Source organism: Serratia sp. H1w, from assembly GCF_000633355.1.
In the GTDB taxonomy this organism is placed as follows: Bacteria; Pseudomonadota; Gammaproteobacteria; order Enterobacterales; family Enterobacteriaceae; genus Chania.
In genome coordinates, this window is the sequence record NZ_AYMQ01000046.1 from 1 (window position 1) to 24,125 (window position 24,125).

Here is a 24,125-nt window from a genome sequence, read left to right on the forward strand (position 1 = left end):
CACATTGAATACTTGACCCTCTCCTGAAACACTATTCTAAGCAGCTAGATAGCCTGCTCTTATATTACTGGCGGCGTGCCAGCTCAATAAACGGCGCCAACTGCTGGTTAAAGTAAGCACATTTCTCCGCCAACGGCGACCCGTCCTGATTCAGATCGGTTAAAATACTCTTGGCTCGTGCCGTAAGCTGTTGTTCTGCCGCGCCGTTCAATGCCCATCCTTTGCTTCTCGCCTGTGAATGCGCAGCCGCTATCAGCTTGGCCTCCGCTGGCACATCGCTGCGCTGGCAATGGTCTCTTAAAAACCCGCTGGAGGCCACCAGCGTAGCCAATTGCTCTACCTGCGGTGGCTGTGCCAAGGACGCCTCTTGCTCTGAAGTAGAGAGAGAACATCCGGTCAGTAAATTTGCCCCCAACAGCAAAGGCAGCATGTGTTTTTTCATATTGATTTCGTCATTTTTTATTAGCGAGTAAGGCGACTATTTTAAGGTTTTACCGCTAATGATAACACTATTAACTTCTTAATTTTCATTAAGCGCCCCCCTTAGCGGATCCCAATTGATATTAAAAAATCTTATTTTAATCGATTATAAGATGTCAGACCGACAAAAATCGCTAACATGCTTTCCCGGAGACCATGGAGTACACTCCGATACTAAAGGGAATATCTTTATACATCCTTTTAATTATACCAATTTGATTTTATTCGGATAATACAATGAGATTGAAAAAAGTTGCCTTAGCTGTTTCTGCTTTAATTATTTCTTCGGGTTCTTGGGCACACGGTTATATTGAGTTTCCAGAAAGCCGCGCTTATAAATGCAAGATGCAACAGAACTACGATTGTGGCCAGGCGGAATACGAGCCACAAAGCATTGAGAAAGACTCGGGCTTCCCAATCGGACCTTTGCCACTGGATGGCGAATTGGCTAGCGCCAGCCTTTCTCAATTCTCTCCGCTGGATAAACAAAGCACCAACCTTTGGGCGAAAAATCCGATCAAAGCCGGTATGAACAACTTTACCTGGTACCACACGGCTCCGCATAAAACCCAAAACTGGCGCTATTACATCACCAAACAAAATTGGGATCAAAACCAGCCGCTGACGCGCGCCGCTTTCGAAAGTACCCCTTTCTGCCAGGTTGAAGGGCATCAGGAATTGCCAGCGGCACGTGCCACCCACAGCTGCGATGTTCCACAGCGCACCGGTTCCCAGGTGATCTATGGTGTATGGGAGATCTCCGATACCATCAACAGCTTCTATCAGGTCATCGACGTTGATTTTGGTGGTGAAGAAGGCGTGGTTTCAGAGTGGACCACTCAGCTTACAGGGCAGATTGTCGGTAAAGACCTGCGTCAAGGCGATAAAGTCATCGCCCGTTTCTTCGACGATCAAGGTGAAGTGCAGGCCAAGCGCACTGAAATGACCATCGCCACCCAGGAGCAGACGGATAAAAACCGTTGGTCATTCGATCTGGCAACCCAGATCAACAACACCCACACCGATGTTCGCGTTGGGGTAAAAGACGGCCAAGGTAATATCAACCCGGTGTTCGGCAATAACAGCGCATTCGTGAAGAAAGATAGCCGCCTGAGCAAAGTGGTGACCGCCTATGAAGAGCAGTCGCCTGAAATTACTGAAGAAGTGACCGTTTCCGGTGCGCAGGTCAGCAAAATCCAGGACGGCCAGGCCAAGCTGGACTTCAACGTGCAGGCAAAAGGGGAAATCCGCTTTGAAGCCACGGTGATCAATCACCACGGCAGTGAAAAGGGTTATGTGAAGCAGGATATCGCCGATACCAACATGCCATTCAGCATCATGCTGAAAGACGTGAAGTCTGGTCACCACATGCTCAAATACTTTGCGACCAATAAAGACGGCAAACTGATCAAGCAGGACGTGATCGATCTGCAATTAGAGAACGCCAGCAACGGCGGTACCGGTGAATATCAGCATATCTTCCCGGAAAATATCTCTTCATACGTTGCCGGGACCGTGGTCTTGCAGCCAAAAGATGGCAAAACCTACGAGTGTAAACCTTTCCCTTACAGCGGCTACTGCATCCAGTGGACTGCAACCACCTCTCAGTTTGAACCGGGCGTGGGCAGCAACTGGCAGGATGCCTGGACACTGAAATAAGCGTCTGAAACGTTTTACCCTTTCCACCAGCGGCCCTTCGTGGGCCGTTGTTAGTATTATCCTGTTTTACGGAACCCCATAATGACGATGAGCAATCTCCCCCACAAAACACGTTATGACCTGTTCTCCCGCATCTTGCACTGGGTGTTGGCCATAGGGATCATTTACGCTACCATCGTGGGTTACGGTCTGCACTTTATTTCAGACCCACAGGTGTTCAGGTTCTTTTCCGAACTGAATATGTCGCTGGCAACGGTGATGGCGACGCTGATGGTCGTGCGTTTTATCTGGCGTTTTTTCCGCCCTTCCGTGCCTTACGGCAGCCATATTACTGGACACAAAAAAGGGCTGGTTGTCCTGCTGCACGAGATTTTCTATCTCATCATCTTTGCCGTACTGATCAGTGGGTTCCTGATGCTGGAACATGGCTACAGCCTGTTTGGCCTGATCCACATCCCACAACCATTAGAGAATCTGGAAGTTAACCGATTCTTTTTCACCGTGCATCGCATTAGCTGCATCTCGCTCGGCCTGATGCTGCTGATGCATGTCTGTGCCGTGATCAAACATCAGTTGTTTGACAAGAACCCGATCCTTTCGCGCATGGTTTAAGTTTATTAACGCTTGTCTATCTTCGCCCCGATTAACAGGGGCGCAGTACATGTCGGAAATGCCAGGAGGGTGCCCATCGATAACGTTGAGGGCTAAAAGAGTAGAGAGATACCAAGAAGTGGCTGTTAAACACCAACCCCGCAGCGAGCCACGGGGTTGCCGTCTATGCTATCAATGCCCAGCGAAGTCGAGCAGGCAGTAGCAATCAATCCCCAGATTATTCAGACGCGTTTCGCCCCCGAGATCCGGCAGGTTGATAATAAATGCCGCGCCAGTGACTTCACCACCCAGACGGCGGATCAGCGTAGCGGTAGCTTCGATTGTGCCGCCAGTAGCCAACAGATCGTCAACAACCAGCACCTTGTCACCAGCGACGATAGCGTCGGTGTGAATTTCCAGCTTATCGGTGCCGTATTCCAGCTCATAGCTTTCGCTCAGGGTGGCACGCGGCAATTTGCCCGGCTTGCGTACCGGCACAAAGCCCACGCCCAGTGCCAACGCTACCGGCGCGCCGAACAGGAATCCACGCGCTTCAGTACCCACCACCTTGGTGATGCCCGTATCGCGGTAACGTTCAACCAGCAGTTCAATGCTGGAAGCATACGCCAGCGGATCTTCCAGCAGGCTGGTGACATCACGGAACAGAATACCCGGCTTCGGATAGTCGGGAATGGTTTTGATACTGTCTCTAATATACTGAAGCTGTTGCGCAGTCGCGGTCATAGTTATTGCCTGATAAAACTACCTGATAACTTCCACACAGGCCTTCAACTGCCACACCATGAACAAAAAACGGCGGGAGGAAACCTGCGCACGAAAACGCCCAAATCTATGCAAAAAGGCGGATAAATGCAACTGACGCAGCACGATCAGCGCTGTTTTTGTTGCGACAGGTCAATAACTGGCAGCCGGAGCATAAAGGTCAGCAGAATAACCAGCATCGCCAGCAGTAAACCGCGCACCCACCAAAGCGGCACCAGCCACAGGGAAACGGCAAACGTCAGCACGATAAGCACGACCGCTTTCCACTTGGCTCCAGGCGGCAGCGCCTTATGCTGTTGCCAATGACGCAAATAAGAACCGAACCAGGAGCGATATAACAACCAATGGTGAAAGCGCGGCGAAGAGCGAGCAAAGCACCAGGCAGCCAACAAGAGAAATGGGATCGTCGGCAGTAGCGGTAGCACCACGCCCAACGTGGCCAGCACGACGGCCAACCATCCCAGTATAATCAACAACCAACGAGTCATGCCGTTTCTTCTTAGGCCCTATTTGCTGCTATTTTAGCATCCGGCAGCCAAGTCCCAAAATCGTCAAGGTAGATTACTGGTAATGAATTTCACCGAAGTAGTCTGATAACACACTATAGCGGCAATATTCAAAGGGTTCATTCTCATCGCGGAGGAACGTCTGCCGTGCGACCGACAGCAGCGGCATATCAGCACCGATCTGCAAGCGTTCACATAACTCAGGTGAAGGCATAACGGCATCAATCTTTTCCACGGCAGAGCCGATGGTGATCTGGTACCGATTTTCCAGCAACTGGTATAGCGACTGTTGTGCCAAATCCTCTGGCACCAGTTGCAAACCGGGGAAGAACGACAGGTTAATGTAAATTTTTTCGTGGTTGAACGGCTTGCCTTTGGCATAGCGCACGCGGGAGATAAACAGATACTTGTTCTTGGCTGGCAGGTTCAATCCGTCCAGCAATGCCTCTTTGGCGCTGCGGGGTGCCACCGCCAGGATCTGGTTTTCTATCCGTATCTGGGAAAAGCTCAGGTCAGAGGTAATACCGCGGAACGTGTGCCCATAGCTAACCCCTTCCGGCAGCGCATTCACCACCGAACCGGTGCCGCGCTGCGAGACGATGATCCCGCTTGCCACCAAGTCATTCCACGCCTGTTTGACGACAATGAGCGAAACATCAAATTGGCGCGCAATTTCCTTTTGCGTCGGTAAACGGTCACCGAGGCTGTAGGTGCCATCGAGGATCTGATGACAGATGATCGAATACAACTGCTTATACAGCGGCGTATAGCTCGCCTTGTCTACCACCACCTGATGACCTCTTCTTGTTTACAGGGGAAAGAGCCTGCTCCTTCCCCTGTCTGGCTGTTATTGCGTAATTGAACCCGCCAACGCCTCCAGAGAGAAATGGTTCATACGATCCAGGGTACTCAGGTAGTCTGCGGGTAATGCTGCTGCACCGTGGTATGCGCCAGAAATGGCACCAACCATGGTAGCAACCGTATCGGTATCATTGCCGATATTAACTGCGGAAACAATAGCATCGACCGGATTGCTGGCACAGCAGGCGAATAGGCCGAATGCAGCCGGCACCGCTTCACTGACATGCAGCCCGGTACCAATAATATCGTTCAACTCGACGATCGCCGTTTCCCAATGCAGATGCCGCTTGCCAATGGTCACAGCCAGTTCGATGCGCCGCCCCACGGATGGCCCGGCAATCGCCGCTGCGCCTTGTTCGGCTGCCAGCACCAACCCTTTATCGGCACCATAAATGCCTGCCGCAATAATCGAATCACGGCTGGCCGAGCTGGATAAAGCCTCGCTGATCGCTGCCGCCATGGCCGCAGCTCCAGACATTGCCAGTACATTATTATGGGTAAAACGAGCGATATCCAGAGCGCATTGGATCGCTCGATCAATCTCTGCCGGATGCAACACCGCCGCTGGCCAGATTTTCATCGCCGAACCATTGGTGGCGGCAGCATTACCGCCGTTGATAATCTGCACTGACTGCTTCTCCCCCTCCAACTCGCCCTGTAAAGAAGCGCGATTATCGTTAAAAATCGCTTTCATCGCCGCGCGGGTCGTTGGACCGGTAAAGTTGGCATAAAAGGGATAATCCAACCAACGCTGGAAGGCTTCTCTCATTGCCGTATCGGAAACCTGCCGCCCATGGGACAACAGAGCATCCATAATATATTTCGCCTGCAGAAAGTCATCGGTACACATCCCGGCCTCGTTACAACGGCCAAAGGTATCCGCCGGAGGTTTGAGGAACGTTGTCACCCAGCCACCAAAAGTGTCCTTGATTTGTTGCTGGGTGCGCACTTCTGTCGCCGCTCCCATCGCATCGGCGGCAGCAGCGCCAATCAGGCAACCCAGTACCTTGTCATAATTTGCGTTCATTCAAGTCTCCTTGGTGTCATTTGCAACAGCGGCCTGCCAGGATGAGGCCGCATAAAAATCAGCCAGTTGCCCGGCAGTAGGTAAAGCGGTCATGGCCCCTTTCTGCGTCACCGCCGCCGCCCCGCAAAAATTGGCGGTCAACAGGGCGTCGGCCAATGATTGATGGCGCCAATCGGCTTGTTGTGCCAAGCGACTCAGCAAGCCGCCGACAAAGGCATCTCCAGCTCCCGTGGTATCGATCGCCACGACCGGAATGGCCGGGAAATGCTGTTCTTGCCCCTGATGGATGACATAGGCCCCCTCGCCACCGAGGGAGATTACCGTCGTCATACAGCCCAGATCACGGGCGTAGTAACGAGCACTACGCCAGTCCGGCTGAGCCGACAGGCGGCAGAGTTCGTCGGCAGAGATTTTGCAGATATCGGCCAGCGCGATGGCAGCGGTCACCTGCGGCAGGATGTCTTGTGGCTGATCCCACATAGCCTCCCGCAGGTTGACATCAAACAGCACCGAACCTCCTGCCCGCTGCATTTGGCGAGCGCCAACCAGGCAGGCGTTACGCGAAGGTTCCCGGATCAGTCCAATTGAGTTGAAGTAGAACCACTCCCCGGCCGCAAAAATCGGCAGATCCTGTTCGCTGACAAAGCTGTCGGCGCTGGGAGTCACCAGATAACTGAAGGAACGCTCACCGCCCTCTTCCAATGACACGATCAACACGGCAGTTTTCAGTGCAGGATCGAGCCGTAGACTGCTGATATCCACCCCTTCGCGCCGCAGAGTCTGTGCCAGAAAATGACCGACCGGATCCAGCCCCAGGCGGCCAATAAACCCACACTGCCCCGCCAGTCTCGCTACACACACCGCCACGTTGGCAGACGCGCCCCCCGGGCATTTCAGATAGCGCTGTTGATCGTCAGGTACCAGATCAACCGAAGCATCACCAATTACCCATACCTTGTTGCTGCTGCTCATCTCACCCTCGCTTGGCCAAGGCCAGTTTCAATTCAGCGTAATAGTGATTATTAATGACATAACGTTTCATCAGCAGGCCGATGATTAAATGGAATAATGCCGGAATTATCGTCATCATCATGGCAATGCCGGTTAATGCATTGGCCGTCTGCTGCACGTCGGGCTGATAACCGAAATGACTGAGCAGAAAACCTAATAGCCCACCGGCGATCCCCATACCAAATTTCTGGAAGAATAAAATACCGCCAAATGCCAGGCCAGAAACCCGCTTGCCGGTCTTGTTTTCGCCATAATCTACCGCTTCAGCAATGGATGACCAGAATATCGGCATCTGCATATCGCAGAAGTAGTTAATCAGGAAATAAAATATGAAGGCCAACCACAGGTTATTTTGTCCGACCAGGAAGAACATTCCCAGGCTTAAAATAAAGGTCAGCAACTGGGTATAACGGAACAGCTTTATTTTGTCGTAGACCCGGGTGATATAGGTGGTGGAAATCATGGCCAGTATCGAGGCCACAACCCCGATGGTCAGGAACGGGGAAATCAGGGCATCTCCACCTTCGAGATAGTACTTGGCATAGTAAGCGGCTACGGAACCGCGGATCACATAGCCGCACATCAGTAGCATGATCACCACGCCCAACAGGAGCCACTGATCGTTGCGCAGCAACAGCCTGAACTGTTCAGGCAGACGCATGGTGGGAATTTCCGGGCGGCTGCGCTCGCGAGTGGTCAAGAAGCAGAAGATAAACAGCACCGCTCCCATGACGCCCATCAGCCCCATCGACAGTTGGTAACCATGTGCCTTGCTGCCCTGGCCAAGCCACACGGCCATCAGTGGCACTACAATGGTTACCAGAAACGCCGCAATTTTGGTCATCACAAACCGGTAACCGTTGGCACTCAACCGTTTCAATGGATCATCCGTAATCACGCCGATCATGGAAATATAGGGAATGGTGATCGCGGTGTAGATAACCGTCATTAAAATATAAGTGAAGTAGGCCCACGCCAATTTCGCAGTGTAATCCACGTCGGGCGTGATAAACATCAGGTAAACGGCAAAACCAAATGGAATGGCAAACCACAACAGATAGGGACGATAACGTCCCCAACGGGTGTTGACTTTATCGGTTAACACCCCCATTAGCGGATCGATAATTGCGTCAATCAGGCGCACAACCACGAATAAAACGCCCACGTCAGCGGCATGCAAACCATAAATATCGGTGTAAAAATACGCAAGCAATAACTGCATGGCGATAATGATGATATTAATTGCCATATCGCCGGCGCCAAATCCTATCTTTTCGAGGACTGATAATTTCATGTGAGCACCTTTTATTAAGATCTGTTAACGATGCAGTCTGTTAACAACAGGTCACTTTTCATTGGTCAATGCCAATCGCTAATGCCACATAACGCTTACCCGAACGACGGTTTTCTTCCGCCTTGTTCACCACTGGATAATTTTCCCTGAAATGTTGGCACAGACTCAGTCTACCCCTGAAGCAAAAAACATAAAGGTATACCTTTATACTTTTTGATCATCATCACAAAGATTCACTCCGGTGGATCGCGCTTTATGCGCCTGAACGCTCAGGGTACAGGGTTGCCAACAGGTATTTGCCGCTTGTTTCATTACGCTTTCACGGGCAAGCTTAAGCACCTATTGCCTGATCGAAGGATCTCACGTGACTACGCACCGCTTATTACAGGCGCTTGAACAACAGATCGCCGCCCTGGCAAGCGAAATACACCCTAGAGGCGATGCCCCCATCTCGCAGGCACGCTTTGACGTGGCACTGTTCTCCAACCACGGCACCCGGTTACGAGATTATCTGGCCGAGGTACAGAGGAACTTTGCCCAGCTACAAACGGCAGTAAAAGACAACCGTACCGCCCACGTTGCCTTTCTGGCGGAAAAGCTGGTGGCGCAGCTCACCGCGTTACAGCGTGAAATGGCTACCCTGACGATTCGACGTAAAAATCAACCGAAGGAAGTGGCGGTGGTTGATTTGTACCATAAGCTCGCCGAACATCAGGACTATGAACGCCGCCTGATCGCCATGATCCAGGATCGTGAAAGCCTGTTGGGGCAACAAACCACCTTCGCTGCGCAGAAGAAATTACAACACGAGCTGGCCGCCTTCGAAGGCAGATTAGTGCGTTGTCGGCAAGCATTGGCGCGCATAGAACGCAGTATCGAGCGAAAAGAAAACGGTTTTTGAATATTTGTCACATTATTTTAATGATTATTCCCTTCCCCGCGCCATGTTCACTATACTCAGCCAAAGTAGCCCTCTCACTAACACAAACGTTGGACTTATGTCGCTAGAGAATGCCTCCCCAGAATTGCAACTGGCGGTAGACTTGATTTACCTGCTGGAATGCAACGAGATCGATCCGGCAACGGCGCTGGCCGCGCTGGATATCGTCAGAAAGGATTATCAGGAAAAGATGCAGCGCGCAGGCATCACCTCGCCGTATTTGCCTGCGGGCCAATGATCATGGCCCGCCAGCCTTTATTGTCAGGTCCCTACACCGCCGGTTGAATACCGTCGCCTGGAGCCTGCGTCCGTTTGACCTCCTGCACTTCATTGCCCTGCTGGTTATGCAGATACACTTCCAACTGGTTGAAGGCAATATTGATCTCGTTCTCACGGCACAGGCGATCGATCGCCCGGTTCAGTTCGTCTACGGTATAGCTGCGATCACGCAGCTCACGCACGTACAACCGTAATTCATGATCGAGCGTGCTGGCACCAAAATTGAGGAAAAAGACCATCGGCTCAGGATCCGTCATCACGCGCGGGTTTTCATGCGCCGCTTGCAACAATACCGCCTTAACCTTGTCCAGGTCCGAACCATAGGCCACCCCCACCTTAATCAGCACGCGGGTAATGGTGTCTGACAATGACCAGTTAATCAGCCGCTCGGTAACAAACGCTTTGTTCGGGATGATCACTTCTTTGCGGTCAAAGTCCGTAATGGTGGTGGCGCGGATACGGATCTTGCTGACCGTACCGGAATAGGTGCCGATGGTGATGGTATCGCCGATCCGCACCGGACGCTCAAACAGGATGATCAGGCCGGAAACGAAGTTGGCAAAGATTTCCTGCAAACCGAAGCCCAACCCCACCGACAGTGCCGCTACCAGCCACTGTAATTTGTCCCACGAGACACCTAGCGACCCTAGCGCAGTGATGGTGCCCACCGCCGTGATCAGATAAGTAAGTACGGTGGTGATGGCGTAGGACGCCCCCTGCCGCAGCTGCAATCTTGATAATACCAGCACTTCCAGCAGACCCGGCAGGTTGCGCGTCATGACGTAAGCCACGATCACCGCCAACACCGCCACCATCATATTGCCCAGTGTGACCGCCTGCGGGATCACACTGCCCGCCACATTGCTGGTGTAATGCCACAGGGTTACGCTATCGAGATAGGAGATCACCGTAACCAGATCCGACCAAATCGCATAAAACGCACTGGCGAAGATCAAAAACAGCACCATGGTGGTCAAACGCAACGATTGCTGATTGATTTGATCCAACGCCAGCGGCGGTTCTTCCACGGGTTCGTTTCCTTCGGCTCCTTCCTTGGCTATGTTTTGGCGGCGCGCCAGGGCACGGCGATAGGCCAGCCGACGAGCTGCGACGCTCAGGCCACGGATCGCCGCCAGGTAAACGATATTCCACAGGAAGAACAGATACAGGCTATCGATCCAACGGCCCGCCAAACGTAAGGTGGTGTAGAAGTAACCGGCAAACATCAGCCCAAGCAGGATCACCGGTGTAGCGGCCAACGCGGTGACCATCAGCAGCCGCACCTTGTGGGAATCCTTTTCACGCCAGTGGTCGCGGCAAATGGGGAATACCAGTACCGCTAATAGCGCCAATGTCAGGATCACCACCACCTGGCCAATCACATCCTCAACCAGTCTCAGCGGGGCTTTCTCCCCCAGCACTGACCAGAAGATCAGCGGTAATAAGGCCAACCCCAACCTGAAAGTCTGGCGGCGATAGTGCGCGCAACGATCGGCCGGCGTCGCAAAGTGCCGCTCCGAAATCCCCCCCGGTGCCAGCATGCGGAAGGTGAAACCAAACACCAGCCAGAACAGCGCCAGCTGTTGTGACAAGGCCCAGATAAAATCGCTGATGCTGAAATCGGCCCGATAGAACCAGAACCCGGCACCGAGCAGCAACAACGAGCCCGGCAACACCTTTAACAAGGTCAGCAGAATGGCTTTCGGCGTATGCATCTGGCTATCACGCTTTAGCTGGCCGACATCATTGGCCAGCTTTTGCAGATGCCTGTCGATCAGACGATAGCGCCAGCGCAGCAGACCAATCACTACCAGTAATGGGATCAGGAATACCAGCGCATGCAGCCCCCCCATCAACATCTGCCCTGGTTCGAATTTGAAATCCAACCCGGCCAGTTGTTCCTTCACCGCGCTCGGCAATCCCTTAAGCCAGGCGAAATCGATGGGCTTGTTGCTGTTAACCCAGAAAATCTGCTGGGTTAGCGTGTCCTGTACCGAGCTATAGACGCTGGTCAGCTGCTGCTGATTAATTTGCAGGTTGATGGCCAGCGACAGTTGGTTATTGAGCTGTTTATTCAGTTGATCGAGCAGCTCACGGCGCATATCGACAATTTCATTCAAGGCATCCAGCACGTCACCGTTGGCTTTTTCCTTGCTGTCGGCCACCAGTTTATTGATGAATTCATCGCCCTTGAACAACTCATCGCGCTGCTGGTTGATTTCAAACTGCTCCAGCCGTAAGTCTGCAATTTGGGTGCTCATATCCGCTACCAGCGTACCCGGCGGCAGGTTTTGCTGCTGCTGATAAAGGATGCGCGACAGTACCAGGCTGCCCTTCAGCACCTGGATCTGCTCTTTCAGGTTCTGTTCCGATTGCAGGCCACGATCGAGCCAGTTTTTTACCTGAATATTTTGCTGGAACAGGGTGTTACTTTCTTGCGTGGCGGTGATCAGCCGCTGGCTGATTTGCCGGTTGATGTTCAGCTCTTTACTCACCAGCTTGTTGCTCTGGATATCGCTGGCATCTTCCGGGTTCTGCGCCTCTTTGGCCGTTTTTTCCGACAGCGTCAGCCGCTTGCTGTTTACCACGTCCTGCAACACCTGCACCCGGTGATCCAGGGCGTCGATGTTCATGGTGGTGTAATCGCGCTGCTTCTGGAGCAGGTCTTGTAACGTAGTATTGGCATCCAGGCTCCTGCGTTGCAGGTCTATCTCGGCATTGAGCAACACCTGCTCCGTATTGAGCATGACCTGCTGGGTGCTGCGTAATACCTGTTGCCCCGGTGCGCGATCGCTAAGCAGGTTACGGATTTCCTGCAGGCGCTGGGAAGCCGTGTACATACTGCTCTGTACGCGCTCTGGCTGGGTCTGTAAGGAGATAAGCTGGCTGTTGTAGGTGGAGAGGTTCTCCTGGGTGTCCTGCAGTTCGTCCAACGTCTGATACAGGCGGCTTTCCAACTGACGCAGGGAAAGCGGTAGCAGTTCGGCTCGCGTCACCGCTTCATCCGCCGTATTTTTCAGCGACTCCAGGTCCCGCGTTACCTGCTGTAATTTGGCCGGGGCCTGCTGCACCTGCTGTTTAAGTTGATTGACCTCTTGCTTGATACGATCGATGCCGTCAAGCAGCTCCAGCGTGCGGTTTAAATCCTGTAGAGAGAGTTTTTCGACCGGCGTCAGGTTTTTCTGTTTGTTCAGCGTTTCAATCTGGCTTTGAATGTCGCTGCGTGTCGGTAGATCACCGTTTTGTGCAGCGAACGCCCCCAAAGGCAAAGCCAGTGCCGCCAATAACAACAGCCAAAGCGTGAAAATGCGGAATTGGCCCGCAGCGTGAGGGAAGGAAACGGTTCGGACTGCGGAGAGAATACGCCTGCGACTCATGATTTAACGTCGGTTTAACAATGAAGCGCCAAGGTTATCACGATCGCAGGTTGGCAAGAACAGTAAAAGCGTTGCAGGATGTACTGTAAAGCGATCAGAAGGTCAGCACTTTATCCGCCGCCAGCGTCCACTGAGCCAATTCCACCAGCGTGCCAATGACTACACCATCGGCCAGCTTGAGTTGGCTGACGCCACGGGCATCGGCACAGGTTTTACACAGTTTTACCGGAACCTGCTGCGCCGTCAGAATTTCCAGCATTTGCTGCAAATGATAGCCTTCGCGCGGTTGCTGCCCGGCAATGCCAGCCACGACGGCATCGGACATCAGAAACAGCTTCAGTTGCAGATCGGGCTGCTGTTCTTTCAGGGTGATCGCCAAACGCAGCGCATTGAACAGCGATTCCTGGCCATAGGCCGCACCGTTGGCAATCAGTAATAGAGATGACATGGGGATTCTCCTTATCTAAGGTCTAACGAGCTGGCGCGTTTACACGTAAAGAAGGGCTGAACTGCACCATTTCGAGGAAGCTGTCGACCAAGATACTCGCCTCGGCTTTGAGATCAAAGCTTTCGGGCATAAACAGCCAGTTTTCCATCAGGCCGGTGAGGTAGGCACGCAGGGTAATTGCGGCCCGGCGCGTATGCAGATCGGCAGGGAGTTGACCATGGGTCATACTGTTACGCAAAACACGTTCGATACGCTCATAACTTTCAAGATAAAGCACCTTGCGAGCGTCATGTAACGGCATCATTTCACCAATAAATTCACATTTATGGAACACGATTTCCATCAAGGCCCGGCGGCGGCCGTCATCGACCGTCGCGGTCAATATGTAAATCAGAATCTCTCTTAAAATCCGCAGTGGATTATCGGGATACTTTGCCTGATACTCTATCTCCAGATCGCCTACTTTCGACTCTGACAGCTCCCAAACTTCATTAAACAGGTCTACCTTATTCTTGAAGTGCCAGTAAATCGCACCACGCGTAACCCCGGCAGCGGTTGCGATATCAGTCAGCGAGGTTGCTGAAACGCCGCGCTCGGAGAATTCCCTCACCGCGGCGTCGAGGATCTGTTGTCGTGTTTCTTGCGCCTGCTGTTTGGTTTTTCGTGCCATGATGTTGTTTTTTAGGGGGAGTGTGATTTACATACATTCGCGAATGTATGTACCATAGCACGCACATATAATTAACGCAGCAATGGGTTTTAAAGCTTGTGATCCATTGATCAATTTGAAATCGGACACTTGAGGTTTTTCTATGAACAAAAACAGAGGGTTAACGCCTCTGGCGGCAGTTCTGATGCTTTCAGGCAGCTTAGTGCTTACAGGATGTAACGATAAAGAAACCCAGCAACAAGGTGCTCAACACCCAGCTCCTGCCGTGGGTGTAGTGACGTTGAAGGCTGAACCTCTCAATATTACTACCGATCTTCCTGGCCGCACCGCAGCCTACCGCATCGCCGAAGTTCGCCCTCAGGTCAGTGGCATCATCCTGAAACGCAACTTTACCGAAGGCAGCGATATCAAGGCCGGTGTTTCACTGTATCAAATCGATCCAGCGACCTATCAGGCAGCCTATGACAGTGCCAAAGGCGATCTGGCCAAAGCCCAGGCCGCGGCAGAAATTGCGCGTCTGACGGTTAACCGCTACAAGCCTTTGCTGGGTACCAACTACATCAGTAAGCAAGACTTCGATAATGCCAACTCCACCCTGCTGCAGGCTAACGCTGCCGTGGTAGCGGCCAAGGCCGCTGTGGAAACCGCACGTATCAACCTGGCTTACACCAAGGTCACTTCACCGATCAGCGGCCGCATTGGCCTTTCATCGGTAACCGAAGGGGCACTGGTAACTTCTGGTCAGGCCACCGCGTTGGCTACCGTGCAGCAACTGGATCCGATGTATGTCGACGTGACCCAGTCAAGCAACGATTACCTGCGCCTGAAACAGGAGCTGGCTAACGGCACCCTGAAACAGGAAAACGGCAAGGCTAAAGTGAAGCTGCTGCTGGAAAACGGCCAGGAATATGCGCAGGAAGGGTCGCTGGAATTCTCCGACGTAACCGTTGATGAAACCACCGGTTCTATCACTATTCGCGCCATCTTCCCTAATCCGAACGATGCCTTGCTGCCAGGGATGTTCGTACGTGCCCGTCTGGATGAAGGCGTGCGTAGCGATGCCTTGCTGGTGCCACAAGAGGGTGTCACCCGTAACCCACGTGGTGAAGCTACCGCGATGGTTGTCGGTGCGGACGATAAAGTGGAAGTTCGTACGCTGACCGCCGCACAGGCCATTGGCAACAAATGGTTAGTGACGGCTGGTTTGAAACCGGGCGATCGCGTCATTGTTACCGGCCTGCAGAAAATCAGACCTGGCGTTCAGGTGAAGGCGCAAGAAACTGATAGCAATAAGCCACAGACTGCGTCTGAACCCGAGAAGAAGTCATAAAAAGGAGCCGGTAATACATGGCTAAGTTCTTTATAGATCGCCCCATATTTGCATGGGTAATCGCCATCATCATTATGTTGGCGGGCATCTTGTCGATCATGAAGCTGCCTATTGCGCAATATCCGACCATTGCGCCACCAGCAGTCACGATCTCCGCAAACTACCCGGGCGCTGACGCCAAAACGGTGCAGGATACCGTGACGCAGGTTATCGAACAGAACATGAACGGTATCGATAACCTGCTGTACATGTCCTCCAACAGTGACTCGTCCGGTAACGTCCAGATCACGTTGACCTTCAACTCTGGTACCGATCCTGACATCGCTCAGGTACAGGTGCAGAACAAGTTGCAGCTGGCAATGCCATTGCTGCCGCAAGAAGTGCAACAACAGGGCGTCAGCGTCGAGAAATCAAGCAGCAGCTTCCTGATGGTCGCGGGCTTTATTTCCGATGACGGCAGCATGACGCAGGAAGATATCGCGGACTATGTAGGTTCCAACATCAAGGATCCTATCAGCCGTACTTCTGGCGTGGGTGACGTTCAGCTGTTTGGTTCCCAGTACGCGATGCGTATCTGGCTCGATCCCAACAAACTGAACAACTACCAACTGACTCCAGGCGATGTTATCGCCGCGATCAAAGTGCAGAACAACCAGGTTGCTGCTGGCCAGCTCGGTGGGACTCCCCCGGTGAAAGGCCAACAGTTGAACGCCTCGATCATCGCGCAAACCCGTCTGACCTCACCGGAAGAATTCAGCAAGATCCAGCTGAAGGTTAACCCGGATGGTTCGCAGGTCCGCCTGAGAGATGTGGCCAGGGTTGAGCTGGGTGGTGAGAGTTACAACATCATTGCCCGTTTTAACGGTAAGCCTGCGGCCGGTATCGGTATCAAGCTGGCAACCGGTGCCAACGCCCTGAATACGGCAGCAGAAGTCAAGGCAGAACTGGCCAAACTGGAACCGTTCTTCCCTGCAAGCCTGAAAGTTGTTTACCCTTACGACACCACCCCGTTCGTTAAGATTTCGATTAACGAAGTGGTAAAAACCCTGATCGAAGCGATCATCCTGGTATTCCTGGTGATGTATCTGTTCCTGCAGAACTTCCGCGCTACGCTGATCCCAACGATCGCCGTGCCGGTAGTATTGCTGGGGACGTTCGCCATCCTGGCCGCGTTTGGCTTCTCGATAAACACCCTGACGATGTTCGGTATGGTGTTGGCGATAGGCCTGCTGGTGGATGACGCCATCGTGGTGGTAGAAAACGTTGAGCGCGTTATGGCCGAAGAAGGCCTGCCGCCGAAAGAAGCCACCAAGAAGTCGATGGAACAGATCCAGGGTGCATTGGTCGGTATCGCCATGGTGCTGTCGGCAGTATTTATCCCAATGGCCTTCTTTGGCGGGTCAACCGGGGCAATCTATCGTCAGTTCTCGATTACCATCGTTTCCGCCATGGTGCTGTCCGTACTGGTCGCGTTGATCCTGACGCCGGCCCTATGTGCCACCATGCTCAAACCGATCCCGAAAGGCGATCATGGCATCAAGACCGGCTTCTTTGGCTGGTTTAACCGCCTGTTTGAAAAGAGTACCCACCACTATACCGACAGCGTAGCGAACATCCTGCGTAGCACCGGGCGTTATCTGGTGATCTACCTGCTGATCGTGGTTGGTATGGCCGTGCTGTTCATGCGTTTGCCTTCCTCGTTCCTGCCGGACGAAGACCAGGGCATCCTGTTGACCATGGTGCAAATGCCAGCGGGTGCTACTCAGGAACGTACCCAAAAAGTCCTGGATGAAGTTAACCGCTACTACCACGAGAAAGAAGGCGACAACATTAACTCGGTGTTTACCGTTAATGGCTTCGGCTTCAGCGGCCAGGGTCAGAACACCGGCTTGGCGTTTGTCAGCCTGAAAGACTGGTCTGAGCGTAAAGGGGAAGAGAACAAGGTACCGGCTATTGCAGCCCGCGCCATGGGAGCTTTCTCGCAGATTAAAGACGGTTTGGTCTTCGCCTTTAACCTGCCAGCGATCGTGGAACTGGGGACGGCGACCGGCTTCGACTTCCAGCTGATCGATCAGGCTAACCTTGGTCACGAAAAGCTGACCGCAGCACGTAACCAACTGTTGGGCATGGCGGCAGAGCACTCTGATTTGCTGACCGGTATGCGTCCTAACGGCCTGGAAGATACACCTCAGTTCAAACTGGTCATCGATCAGGAAAAAGCACAGACACTGGGCGTTTCCCTGAGCGATATTAATACCACCATCGGCACCGCGCTGGGCGGCTCCTACGTGAACGACTTTATCGACCGTGGTCGTGTGAAGAAGGTTTACGTACAGGCTGAAGCCCCGTTCCGTATGCTGCCGGAGGATATTAATAACTGGTATGTGCGTGGTAGCACCGGGCAGATGGTACCGTTCTCCGCTTTCGCTACAGCGAAATGGGAATACGGTTCACCACGTCTGGAACGTTACAACGGCTTGCCATCGATGGAAATCCTCGGCCAGGCGGCACCAGGCAAGAGTACCGGTGAAGCGATGGACATGATGGAGCAACTGGCGGCGAAACTGCCAAACGGTGTGGGCTATGACTGGACCGGTATGTCCTATCAGGAACGTCTGTCCGGTAACCAGGCTCCGTCACTGTACGCCATTTCACTGATCGTGGTGTTCCTGTGTCTGGCGGCTCTCTACGAGAGCTGGTCAATTCCGTTCTCCGTTATGTTGGTTGTGCCATTGGGCGTTATCGGTGCCCTGCTGGCCGCGACCATGCGTGGGCTGGAAAACGACGTTTACTTCCAGGTGGGCCTGTTGACAACCATTGGGTTGTCGGCGAAGAACGCGATATTAATCGTGGAATTCGCCAAGGACCTGATGGATAAAGAAGGTAAAGGGCTGGTGGAATCAACTCTGGAAGCGGTGCGTATGCGTCTGCGTCCAATCCTGATGACATCACTGGCCTTTATCCTCGGGGTTATGCCGCTGGTTATCAGCAGCGGTGCAGGCTCCGGCGCTCAGAACGCGGTAGGTACCGGCGTAATGGGCGGGATGGTGACAGCGACCGTCTTGGCCATCTTCTTTGTACCGGTGTTCTTCGTGGTGGTTCGCCGCCGCTTCAGCAAAAAGACTGAAGATCTGGAACATAGCCATCCGGTTAAGCATCACTGATGCTCCAAAGGGGCGCAGCATGCTGTGCCCCTTCGTTTTGTGAACCCAGTGAGGTTCGTCAATCGTCTCAGGCCGCGCAAGCGGCCTTTTTTTTGCCTGCGATCCAGCCAATCACTCCCAACGCCGATTAACGCCATTTTGGGGTTGATCCCGCTCCCGGAGAGGTGCATAATTAATGTTATAGTATAACATGACATTTGAGGTCATCATGAAAGCAGGCATCCATCCAGACTACCGCACCGTGGTATTTCACGATCTCAGTGCCGATACCTACTTTAAGGTGGGATCGACCATCAAAACCGATCGCACCATCGAGCTCGAGGGCAAAAGCTGGCCCTACGTCACCGTAGACGTCTCTTCCGCTTCACACCCGTACTACACCGGTAAGCAGAAGGAGTTCTCAAAAGAAGGCAGTACCGCGCGCTTCCAGCAGCGGTTTGGTCATTTGGTTAACAGCAGAAATAATCGGGGTTGATGATGCAAGTATTGAGTTCACTACGTTCGGCGAAGGGTCGCCATCCAGATTGCAAAGTGGTGCGCCGTCATGGCCGCGTCTTTGTGATTTGTAAGTCCAACCCGCGTTTTAAAGCGGTACAGGGACGTAAGAAGAAGCGTTAAACCACAGTGTCATGACTAGCCAAAGCCCCGTTGCTGCTCAACGGGGCTTTTTATTGTCCAGTGCCATCGTCAAGAGAAAGCCCCACCGCAGCCGATGGGGATAAAAGCTACTTCATACTGCCGGCAATGGCCTCGACATTATGTTTGAACGCCTGAACATAGCTGGCCGCCGGGCCTTGCGGCTTGGATAGCGCTTCAGGATACAGTTCGCCACCCGCCTTGGCCCCCGTTGCCGCCGCGATTTGCTTCACCAGGCGCGGATCCGTTTGGTTCTCAATAAAGTAAGCGTTGACCTTTTCCTGCCCGATCTGTTTGATCAGCCCAGCGACATCGCTGGCGCTGGCTTCAGCCTCGGTAGAAAAGCCGACCGGGGCAAGGAAGGTGACGCCGTACTCTTGCCCAAAATAACCGAAAGCATCATGGCTGGTCAGCACCTTGCGCTTTTGCTGTGGCACCGCCGCGAACTGGGCTTTGGCCCAACCATCGAGCTGCTGAAGCTGCTGAATATATGCGTCTCCACGTTGACGGAAATAGGCAGCGTCTTCAGGATCGGCGGCAATCAGCGCATTCATTACGTTGGACGCATACTGCGCTCCATTCTTCATGCTGTTCCAGGCGTGTGGATCGGTGACCTGCTTGCCCTCTTCTTGCATGCTGCGTGACGCGATCCCTTTGGAGGCGGTGATCACCTCTCCCTGATAACCTGACGCCTTGACCAGCCGATCGATCCAGCCCTCAAGTCCCAACCCACTGACAAACACAACGTCAGCCTGAGCCAGTTGCTTGCTGTCCTGCGGCGATGGCTCAAAACTATGGGGATCGCCATCTGGGCCAACCAGGGTGCTGACCTTCACATGTTCGCCGCCCACCTGTTTGACGATATCACCAAGAATAGAAAAGCTGGCTACGGCCTCAACGGTTTTTGCCTGCGCTAACGGGCTGGCAAGCAGAGCAGCTGCCACCAGCGTAATGGGTAAAGATTTCATGATTTCTCCTTGCAGAACGCACTTCTCAATGACGCGCACGGCGCAACATCCCGCCACGCGTCCCAAACAAAATCGACAGTAAAAACATCACGCTGGCACTGAGCACAATCGCCGGGCCTGCGGGTAGCGACGCATAGTAGGACCACTCCAGGCCAACCAGGCTGGCAAGCAACCCAATCCCCATGGCCACGGCCAACGTCTGTGGCAGATCTCGTGCCCAAAAGCGGGCGCAGGTCGCCGGTAGCATCATCAGCCCTACCGACATCAAGGTGCCAAGGATTTGAAAACCGGCGACCAGGTTGATCACCACCAGCGCGAGAAAAAGTCCGTGGATCCACGCCAGCCAGCGTGGAGCACTGACGCGCAAAAAAGTGCTGTCAAAGGATTCGATCACCAGAGCGCGATACAGCACCGCCAACATCACCAGCGAAATACTGGCGATAATGCCGACCATCACTATTGCTTGTGCATCCACCGCCAGGATCGAGCCAAACAATACGTGCAGCAGATCGACGCTCGAACCACGTAAAGAGACCAGCGTGACCCCCAAAGCCAGCGAGCCCAGATAGAAACCCGCAAAGCTGGCGTCTTCTTTTAACGGGGTTTGGCGGCTCACCAGCCCGGATAGCATGGCGACCGCCAGTCCGGCAATAAATCCCCCGACGCCCATAGCCACCAGTGACATACCCGAAATCAGATAGCCGATTGCCGCACCGGGCAATACCGCATGAGAAAGTGCATCGCCCACCAGGCTCATCCGACGCAGCAGTAAAAAGACTCCTAGCGGTGCGGCACTCAGGGATATTGCCAGGCAGGCAACCAATGCCCGGCGCATAAAACCAAAGGAGACAAAGGGATCGACTAACAGATGGAGTAACGTCATTACGCCGCTCCTTGCTGACGAGTCGCCGTCGAATAATGCGCTAACACCTGTTCGGCGTGATCCCAATGACAGCCTTCCGAGGTAAGCAACAGCGCTGCGGGGAAATGGTTGGCCACGGTAGACATATCGTGCAATACGGCAATCACCGTCCTTCTCTGCCGGTGCAACTGCGCAATCACCTGCAATAACAGCTGAGTGGTTGCCGCATCGATGCCAGTGAAGGGCTCATCCAGTAAAATCAACGGCGACTGTTGGACCAGTAAACGGGCAAATAACACGCGTTGCAGTTGCCCACCGGATAACTCCCCCACCGCCTCACGGGCCAGCGAACTCATGCCCACGGTAGCTAACGCGCTGGCTATTTGCTGCATAGAACGCTTGTTCACGCCGCCAAACAGGCCGCTTTGTGGCCAGCAGCCCATGGCGACCAAATCCTGGACCAAAATAGGAAATTGGCGATCCAGCTCCGCCAGCTGTGGTAAGTAGGCCATTGCCGGAGCCTTGCCAGCGGAAAAACTCAGCCTGCCACCCAACAACGGATGCAACCCGGCCAACGACTTCAACAACGTAGATTTACCGGCACCGTTAACGCCGATCACCGCCGTTAATGAACCGGCAGCAAAACGACCACATAGCGGTGGAAACAAAGGGGTGCGGTCATAACCGAAAACGGCATTTTGCAGCGTTATCATGGCAGCGCAACCGCCCACGCAATAGCAGACCAAAGCACCACTAGCAGTACGACAACGGCAGCACAGCGCACAAGCGCGGCTGAGCTAAACAGAGTAACGGGAAGGTTAGGCAGCATGGTTATCGCCGATAAGAACAGGGATTATTGTAATAATATAACATCACACAAACTAACAAACCTCAAGCCGCCTGAGGCGAATAATGCAACAGAACGTAACATTTCCGGACCGTCGAACCGATAATAGCGGGCGATTGATAGAACGGCTGAAGGGTAAAAACTCTCAAAGGTGGCTAAAAAAGCGTTATTCCATGAAAAGTTTGCCCACCAAGGCTGGAAAAGGAGTAAGATAGCGGCATAGAATGTGATACAACCAGATATCCAAATGCTAGTGACGCTAAGCCGTGGTTCCGAAGTAGGCACACTTTCTGTGAAACAATTAAGGAAAGTGATCGTTAATCAATTATCTGATTTGGTTTCGGTGCTCACCAGTGGGCTAAGATTTTACTCCGAAAATGCACGCTATACGGAAGGCTCATTAGAAATTGTTGAGATTAACTGCATCAGTAGTAACCAGTATTCAATGAGTTATCGCTATCAGTGGTCAACTTTTAACGCATGTCTGGATATCAGTAGTGACGAATACATAAATGATTCTGTCACATTTTCCGTTACTGAAAAGGGTTTGCTGTTTGAGGTTATCGACAACTCGCGTCCGTCAACCGCTGACGAATTGTAAGTTTCGGTAATAGTAATCAGCTAGATGGCAAAAAATGATTTATATTAATTATGCAGAAAGTTTATTAAGCCTGAGCTAAGCTTGACTGCATACGATGTTAAATCAGTGTACTCACAGAGTGTTATCAACACCGAAATTAAGACTGACGGGGGATGATATGGATGAGTATTCGCCTAAAAGGCACGATATTGCTCAACTCAAATTCTTGTGTGAAAATCTGTATGACGAAGGCATAGCCACCTTGGGTGACAGCCACCACGGCTGGGTGAACGATCCAACGTCCGCCGTCAATCTTCAGCTTAATGAGCTGATCGAACATATTGCTTCGTTTGTAATGAGTTTTAAAATTAAATACATGGACGAAAGTGATTTATCGGAACTGGTCGAAGAATACCTCGACGATACCTACACGCTGTTTAGCAGCTACGGTATTAATGACTCCGATCTGCGTCGCTGGCAAAAAACCAAGGCACGCACATTCAGATTGTTCTCAGGAGAGGGCGTCTGTACCACGATGAAAACTTAGGGGATAATTATCCTCACATAATTTTATGGCTAATAAGACTAAAGGTTATCATGACAAAAATTGACTATCTGATGCGTTTGCGTAAATGCACCACGATTGAAACCCTTGAGCGCGTGATCGAGAAAAATAAGTACGAACTTTCTGACGACGAGCTGGAACTGTTCTACTCTGCCGCCGATCATCGCCTGGCCGAACTGACTATGAACAAGCTGTACGATAAAATCCCGGTCGCCGTTTGGAAATTTGTAAGATAATCAAAGTAGCCTTGCGTTGAGCCGATAATATTATCGGCTTCAATGGCCACTCAAATTCAGCATTATCTTAAAAATTCAACTTAGCTTGCTTCTGAGCTGGAAATCGTGCAGTAGTAATTGGAAACAATTTTCAATTAACGGTGAGTGATTTTGTTTTGCACTGCGCATAAGCGCCACAGTGCGGCTAAGCAGTGGCTGTTGTAATTGAATAACGGTTAATTCTTCATCGTTTAAATGCGTGGTATAAAGCTGCGGTAAAATAGCCACCGCTAATTGTGACCGCACCAAACCATACAGCGTTTCCAAAAAATCGACCTGGTAACGGGCCGCCAAGTTCAGCCGATGGCTTTCCGCCAATGCCGACACCAATCGACTGCTATTCCCTTTCGAAAATACCGCAATATCCCGGTTAGCCAATTGCCGCCAAGGCAGATGATGGGGATCCGCCAAGGGATCGTCACGGCGCATCACCGCCACAAACGGATCTTCCTGCAATGGATAGATCTCCACGGTCTCTGGTACCGAACTGTCCAGCGCCCCAATGCCAAAGTCTATCTGACCATTTTCCAACTGCCGCAGCAGGGAATCATTGGTTTGATCGTGGAACTCGATGCGTAAACGTGGGAAATGCTGCGCCAGCAACTGTGGTACCGCAGGAAACAGCAGGCTGCTCACCGAAGGGACCAGGCCGATGCGTAACGTGCCATCTCCTCCAGCCAACACGACGCGCTGCATATCATCAAAGCTAGCGTGAGCCACATTCAGCAGCCGTTGCGCATGTGGCAGGATTGCCGCGCCCAGATCCGTCAGAGTGACCGCAGAGGCCGTTCGATTGACTAATTTCCCACCAAGCACCGCCTCGGTTTGCCGCAGCGCACTGCTTAACGCGGGCTGACTGATCGCCAGACGGCTGGCGGTATCGGTAAAATGCCGTAGCTGCGCCAGAGTGACAAAATACTGAATCTGCTTGAGGGAAAGCGCGGGGAGCCGCCGCCATGGCTCGGACATAGC

The 24,125-nt window shown here is 52.7% G+C and carries 25 protein-coding genes; 11 read left to right on the forward strand and 14 right to left on the reverse strand.

The features are described from left to right. Positions 1–64 precede the first annotated feature (64 nt). The gene (gene gspS, locus U869_RS0109400) at positions 65–442 is read right to left on the reverse strand and encodes a type II secretion system pilot lipoprotein GspS (RefSeq protein ID WP_029987402.1); all 378 of its coding nucleotides are present in this window, start codon (positions 440–442) and stop codon (positions 65–67) included. Between the two features lie 275 nt (positions 443–717). Here gspS and gbpA point away from each other — a divergent pair, with 275 nt between their 5' ends. Further along, positions 718–2,139 (forward strand): N-acetylglucosamine-binding protein GbpA, encoded by a 1,422-nt coding sequence (gene gbpA, locus U869_RS0109405; protein ID WP_025120383.1) that lies wholly within the window; start codon positions 718–720, stop codon positions 2,137–2,139. A gap of 81 nt (positions 2,140–2,220) precedes the next feature. Next, positions 2,221–2,751 (forward strand): cytochrome b, encoded by a 531-nt coding sequence (locus tag U869_RS0109410; RefSeq protein WP_025120382.1) that lies wholly within the window; start codon positions 2,221–2,223, stop codon positions 2,749–2,751. 171 nt (positions 2,752–2,922) lie between these two features. On the opposite strand, the gene apt is transcribed toward U869_RS0109410, so the two are convergent. From apt to U869_RS0109440, 6 genes are all read right to left on the reverse strand, one after another. Next, entirely contained in the window at positions 2,923–3,474 is a 552-nt protein-coding gene (apt, locus tag U869_RS0109415) for an adenine phosphoribosyltransferase (protein WP_025120381.1), read from the reverse strand. Between the two features lie 146 nt (positions 3,475–3,620). Then, entirely contained in the window at positions 3,621–4,001 is a 381-nt protein-coding gene (locus tag U869_RS0109420) for a DUF454 family protein (protein ID WP_025120380.1), read from the reverse strand. 73 nt (positions 4,002–4,074) lie between these two features. After that, on the reverse strand, positions 4,075–4,809 hold the full coding sequence (locus U869_RS0109425; RefSeq protein WP_025120379.1) for a GntR family transcriptional regulator: 735 nt from the start codon (positions 4,807–4,809) through the stop codon (positions 4,075–4,077). A gap of 57 nt (positions 4,810–4,866) precedes the next feature. After that, positions 4,867–5,907 carry an ADP-ribosylglycohydrolase family protein gene (locus tag U869_RS0109430; RefSeq protein WP_025120378.1) on the reverse strand — a complete coding sequence of 347 codons (1,041 nt, stop codon included), beginning with the start codon at positions 5,905–5,907 and terminating at the stop codon, positions 4,867–4,869. Next, entirely contained in the window at positions 5,908–6,879 is a 972-nt protein-coding gene (locus tag U869_RS0109435; RefSeq protein ID WP_025120377.1) for an aminoimidazole riboside kinase, read from the reverse strand. Position 6,880: 1 nt separating this feature from the next. Continuing rightward, entirely contained in the window at positions 6,881–8,212 is a 1,332-nt protein-coding gene (locus U869_RS0109440) for an MFS transporter (protein ID WP_025120376.1), read from the reverse strand. A gap of 364 nt (positions 8,213–8,576) precedes the next feature. Here U869_RS0109440 and priC point away from each other — a divergent pair, with 364 nt between their 5' ends. Both priC and rsmS read left to right on the forward strand, forming a co-directional pair. Then, on the forward strand, positions 8,577–9,113 hold the full coding sequence (gene priC / locus U869_RS0109445; RefSeq protein WP_025120375.1) for a primosomal replication protein PriC: 537 nt from the start codon (positions 8,577–8,579) through the stop codon (positions 9,111–9,113). Between the two features lie 97 nt (positions 9,114–9,210). After that, positions 9,211–9,390: a pleiotropic regulatory protein RsmS gene (gene rsmS / locus U869_RS0109450; RefSeq protein WP_021180129.1), complete on the forward strand. Its 180-nt coding sequence runs from the start codon at positions 9,211–9,213 to the stop codon at positions 9,388–9,390. A gap of 31 nt (positions 9,391–9,421) precedes the next feature. Here rsmS and mscK read toward each other — a convergent pair whose 3' ends face one another. The 3 genes from mscK to acrR form a co-directional block, all read right to left on the reverse strand. Further along, on the reverse strand, positions 9,422–12,808 hold the full coding sequence (gene mscK, locus U869_RS0109455) for a mechanosensitive channel MscK (RefSeq protein WP_025120374.1): 3,387 nt from the start codon (positions 12,806–12,808) through the stop codon (positions 9,422–9,424). A gap of 94 nt (positions 12,809–12,902) precedes the next feature. Next, positions 12,903–13,256 carry a DsrE/DsrF/TusD sulfur relay family protein gene (locus U869_RS0109460; RefSeq protein WP_025120373.1) on the reverse strand — a complete coding sequence of 118 codons (354 nt, stop codon included), beginning with the start codon at positions 13,254–13,256 and terminating at the stop codon, positions 12,903–12,905. A gap of 22 nt (positions 13,257–13,278) precedes the next feature. Next, positions 13,279–13,926 (reverse strand): multidrug efflux transporter transcriptional repressor AcrR, encoded by a 648-nt coding sequence (gene acrR, locus U869_RS0109465; protein ID WP_025120372.1) that lies wholly within the window; start codon positions 13,924–13,926, stop codon positions 13,279–13,281. Positions 13,927–14,068: 142 nt separating this feature from the next. Between acrR and sdeX the strand changes: the two genes are divergently transcribed. The 4 genes from sdeX (at position 14,069) to ykgO (ending at position 19,038) form a co-directional block, all read left to right on the forward strand. Next, complete coding sequence (sdeX, locus tag U869_RS0109470) at positions 14,069–15,256, forward strand: multidrug efflux RND transporter periplasmic adaptor subunit SdeX (RefSeq protein WP_025120371.1); 1,188 nt, start codon at positions 14,069–14,071, stop codon at positions 15,254–15,256. A 17-nt stretch (positions 15,257–15,273) separates the two neighbouring features. Continuing rightward, complete coding sequence (acrB, locus tag U869_RS0109475; RefSeq protein ID WP_025120370.1) at positions 15,274–18,420, forward strand: multidrug efflux RND transporter permease subunit AcrB; 3,147 nt, start codon at positions 15,274–15,276, stop codon at positions 18,418–18,420. A 208-nt stretch (positions 18,421–18,628) separates the two neighbouring features. Further along, complete coding sequence (locus tag U869_RS0109480) at positions 18,629–18,895, forward strand: type B 50S ribosomal protein L31 (RefSeq protein ID WP_025120369.1); 267 nt, start codon at positions 18,629–18,631, stop codon at positions 18,893–18,895. 2 nt (positions 18,896–18,897) lie between these two features. Continuing rightward, entirely contained in the window at positions 18,898–19,038 is a 141-nt protein-coding gene (ykgO, locus tag U869_RS30565) for a type B 50S ribosomal protein L36 (protein ID WP_071998220.1), read from the forward strand. Between the two features lie 107 nt (positions 19,039–19,145). Here the strand turns inward: ykgO and U869_RS0109485 are convergent, their stop codons facing one another. From U869_RS0109485 to U869_RS0109495, 3 genes are read right to left on the reverse strand one after another with little or no spacing between them, the layout of a single operon-like run. Next, positions 19,146–20,024: a metal ABC transporter solute-binding protein, Zn/Mn family gene (locus tag U869_RS0109485; protein WP_025120368.1), complete on the reverse strand. Its 879-nt coding sequence runs from the start codon at positions 20,022–20,024 to the stop codon at positions 19,146–19,148. Between the two features lie 25 nt (positions 20,025–20,049). After that, on the reverse strand, positions 20,050–20,907 hold the full coding sequence (locus U869_RS0109490) for a metal ABC transporter permease (protein ID WP_025120367.1): 858 nt from the start codon (positions 20,905–20,907) through the stop codon (positions 20,050–20,052). Continuing rightward, complete coding sequence (locus U869_RS0109495; RefSeq protein WP_025120366.1) at positions 20,907–21,599, reverse strand: metal ABC transporter ATP-binding protein; 693 nt, start codon at positions 21,597–21,599, stop codon at positions 20,907–20,909. Before U869_RS0109495 ends, U869_RS0109490 begins: the two co-directional genes overlap by 1 nt. Positions 21,600–21,980: 381 nt before the next feature. Between U869_RS0109495 and U869_RS30570 the strand changes: the two genes are divergently transcribed. The 3 genes from U869_RS30570 (at position 21,981) to U869_RS0109505 (ending at position 23,114) form a co-directional block, all read left to right on the forward strand. Beyond that, a complete protein-coding gene (locus U869_RS30570; protein ID WP_071998221.1) occupies positions 21,981–22,334 on the forward strand; it encodes a hypothetical protein in 354 nt (117 codons plus the stop codon). Between the two features lie 157 nt (positions 22,335–22,491). Further along, positions 22,492–22,860, forward strand: a complete 369-nt coding sequence (gene tomB, locus U869_RS0109500; RefSeq protein WP_025120365.1) for an Hha toxicity modulator TomB — start codon at positions 22,492–22,494, stop codon at positions 22,858–22,860. Positions 22,861–22,910: 50 nt separating this feature from the next. Next, complete coding sequence (locus U869_RS0109505; protein ID WP_021180142.1) at positions 22,911–23,114, forward strand: HHA domain-containing protein; 204 nt, start codon at positions 22,911–22,913, stop codon at positions 23,112–23,114. Positions 23,115–23,189: 75 nt separating this feature from the next. Here U869_RS0109505 and U869_RS0109510 read toward each other — a convergent pair whose 3' ends face one another. Next, the gene (locus U869_RS0109510) at positions 23,190–24,122 is read right to left on the reverse strand and encodes a LysR family transcriptional regulator (protein ID WP_025120364.1); all 933 of its coding nucleotides are present in this window, start codon (positions 24,120–24,122) and stop codon (positions 23,190–23,192) included. Positions 24,123–24,125: the final 3 nt, after the last annotated feature.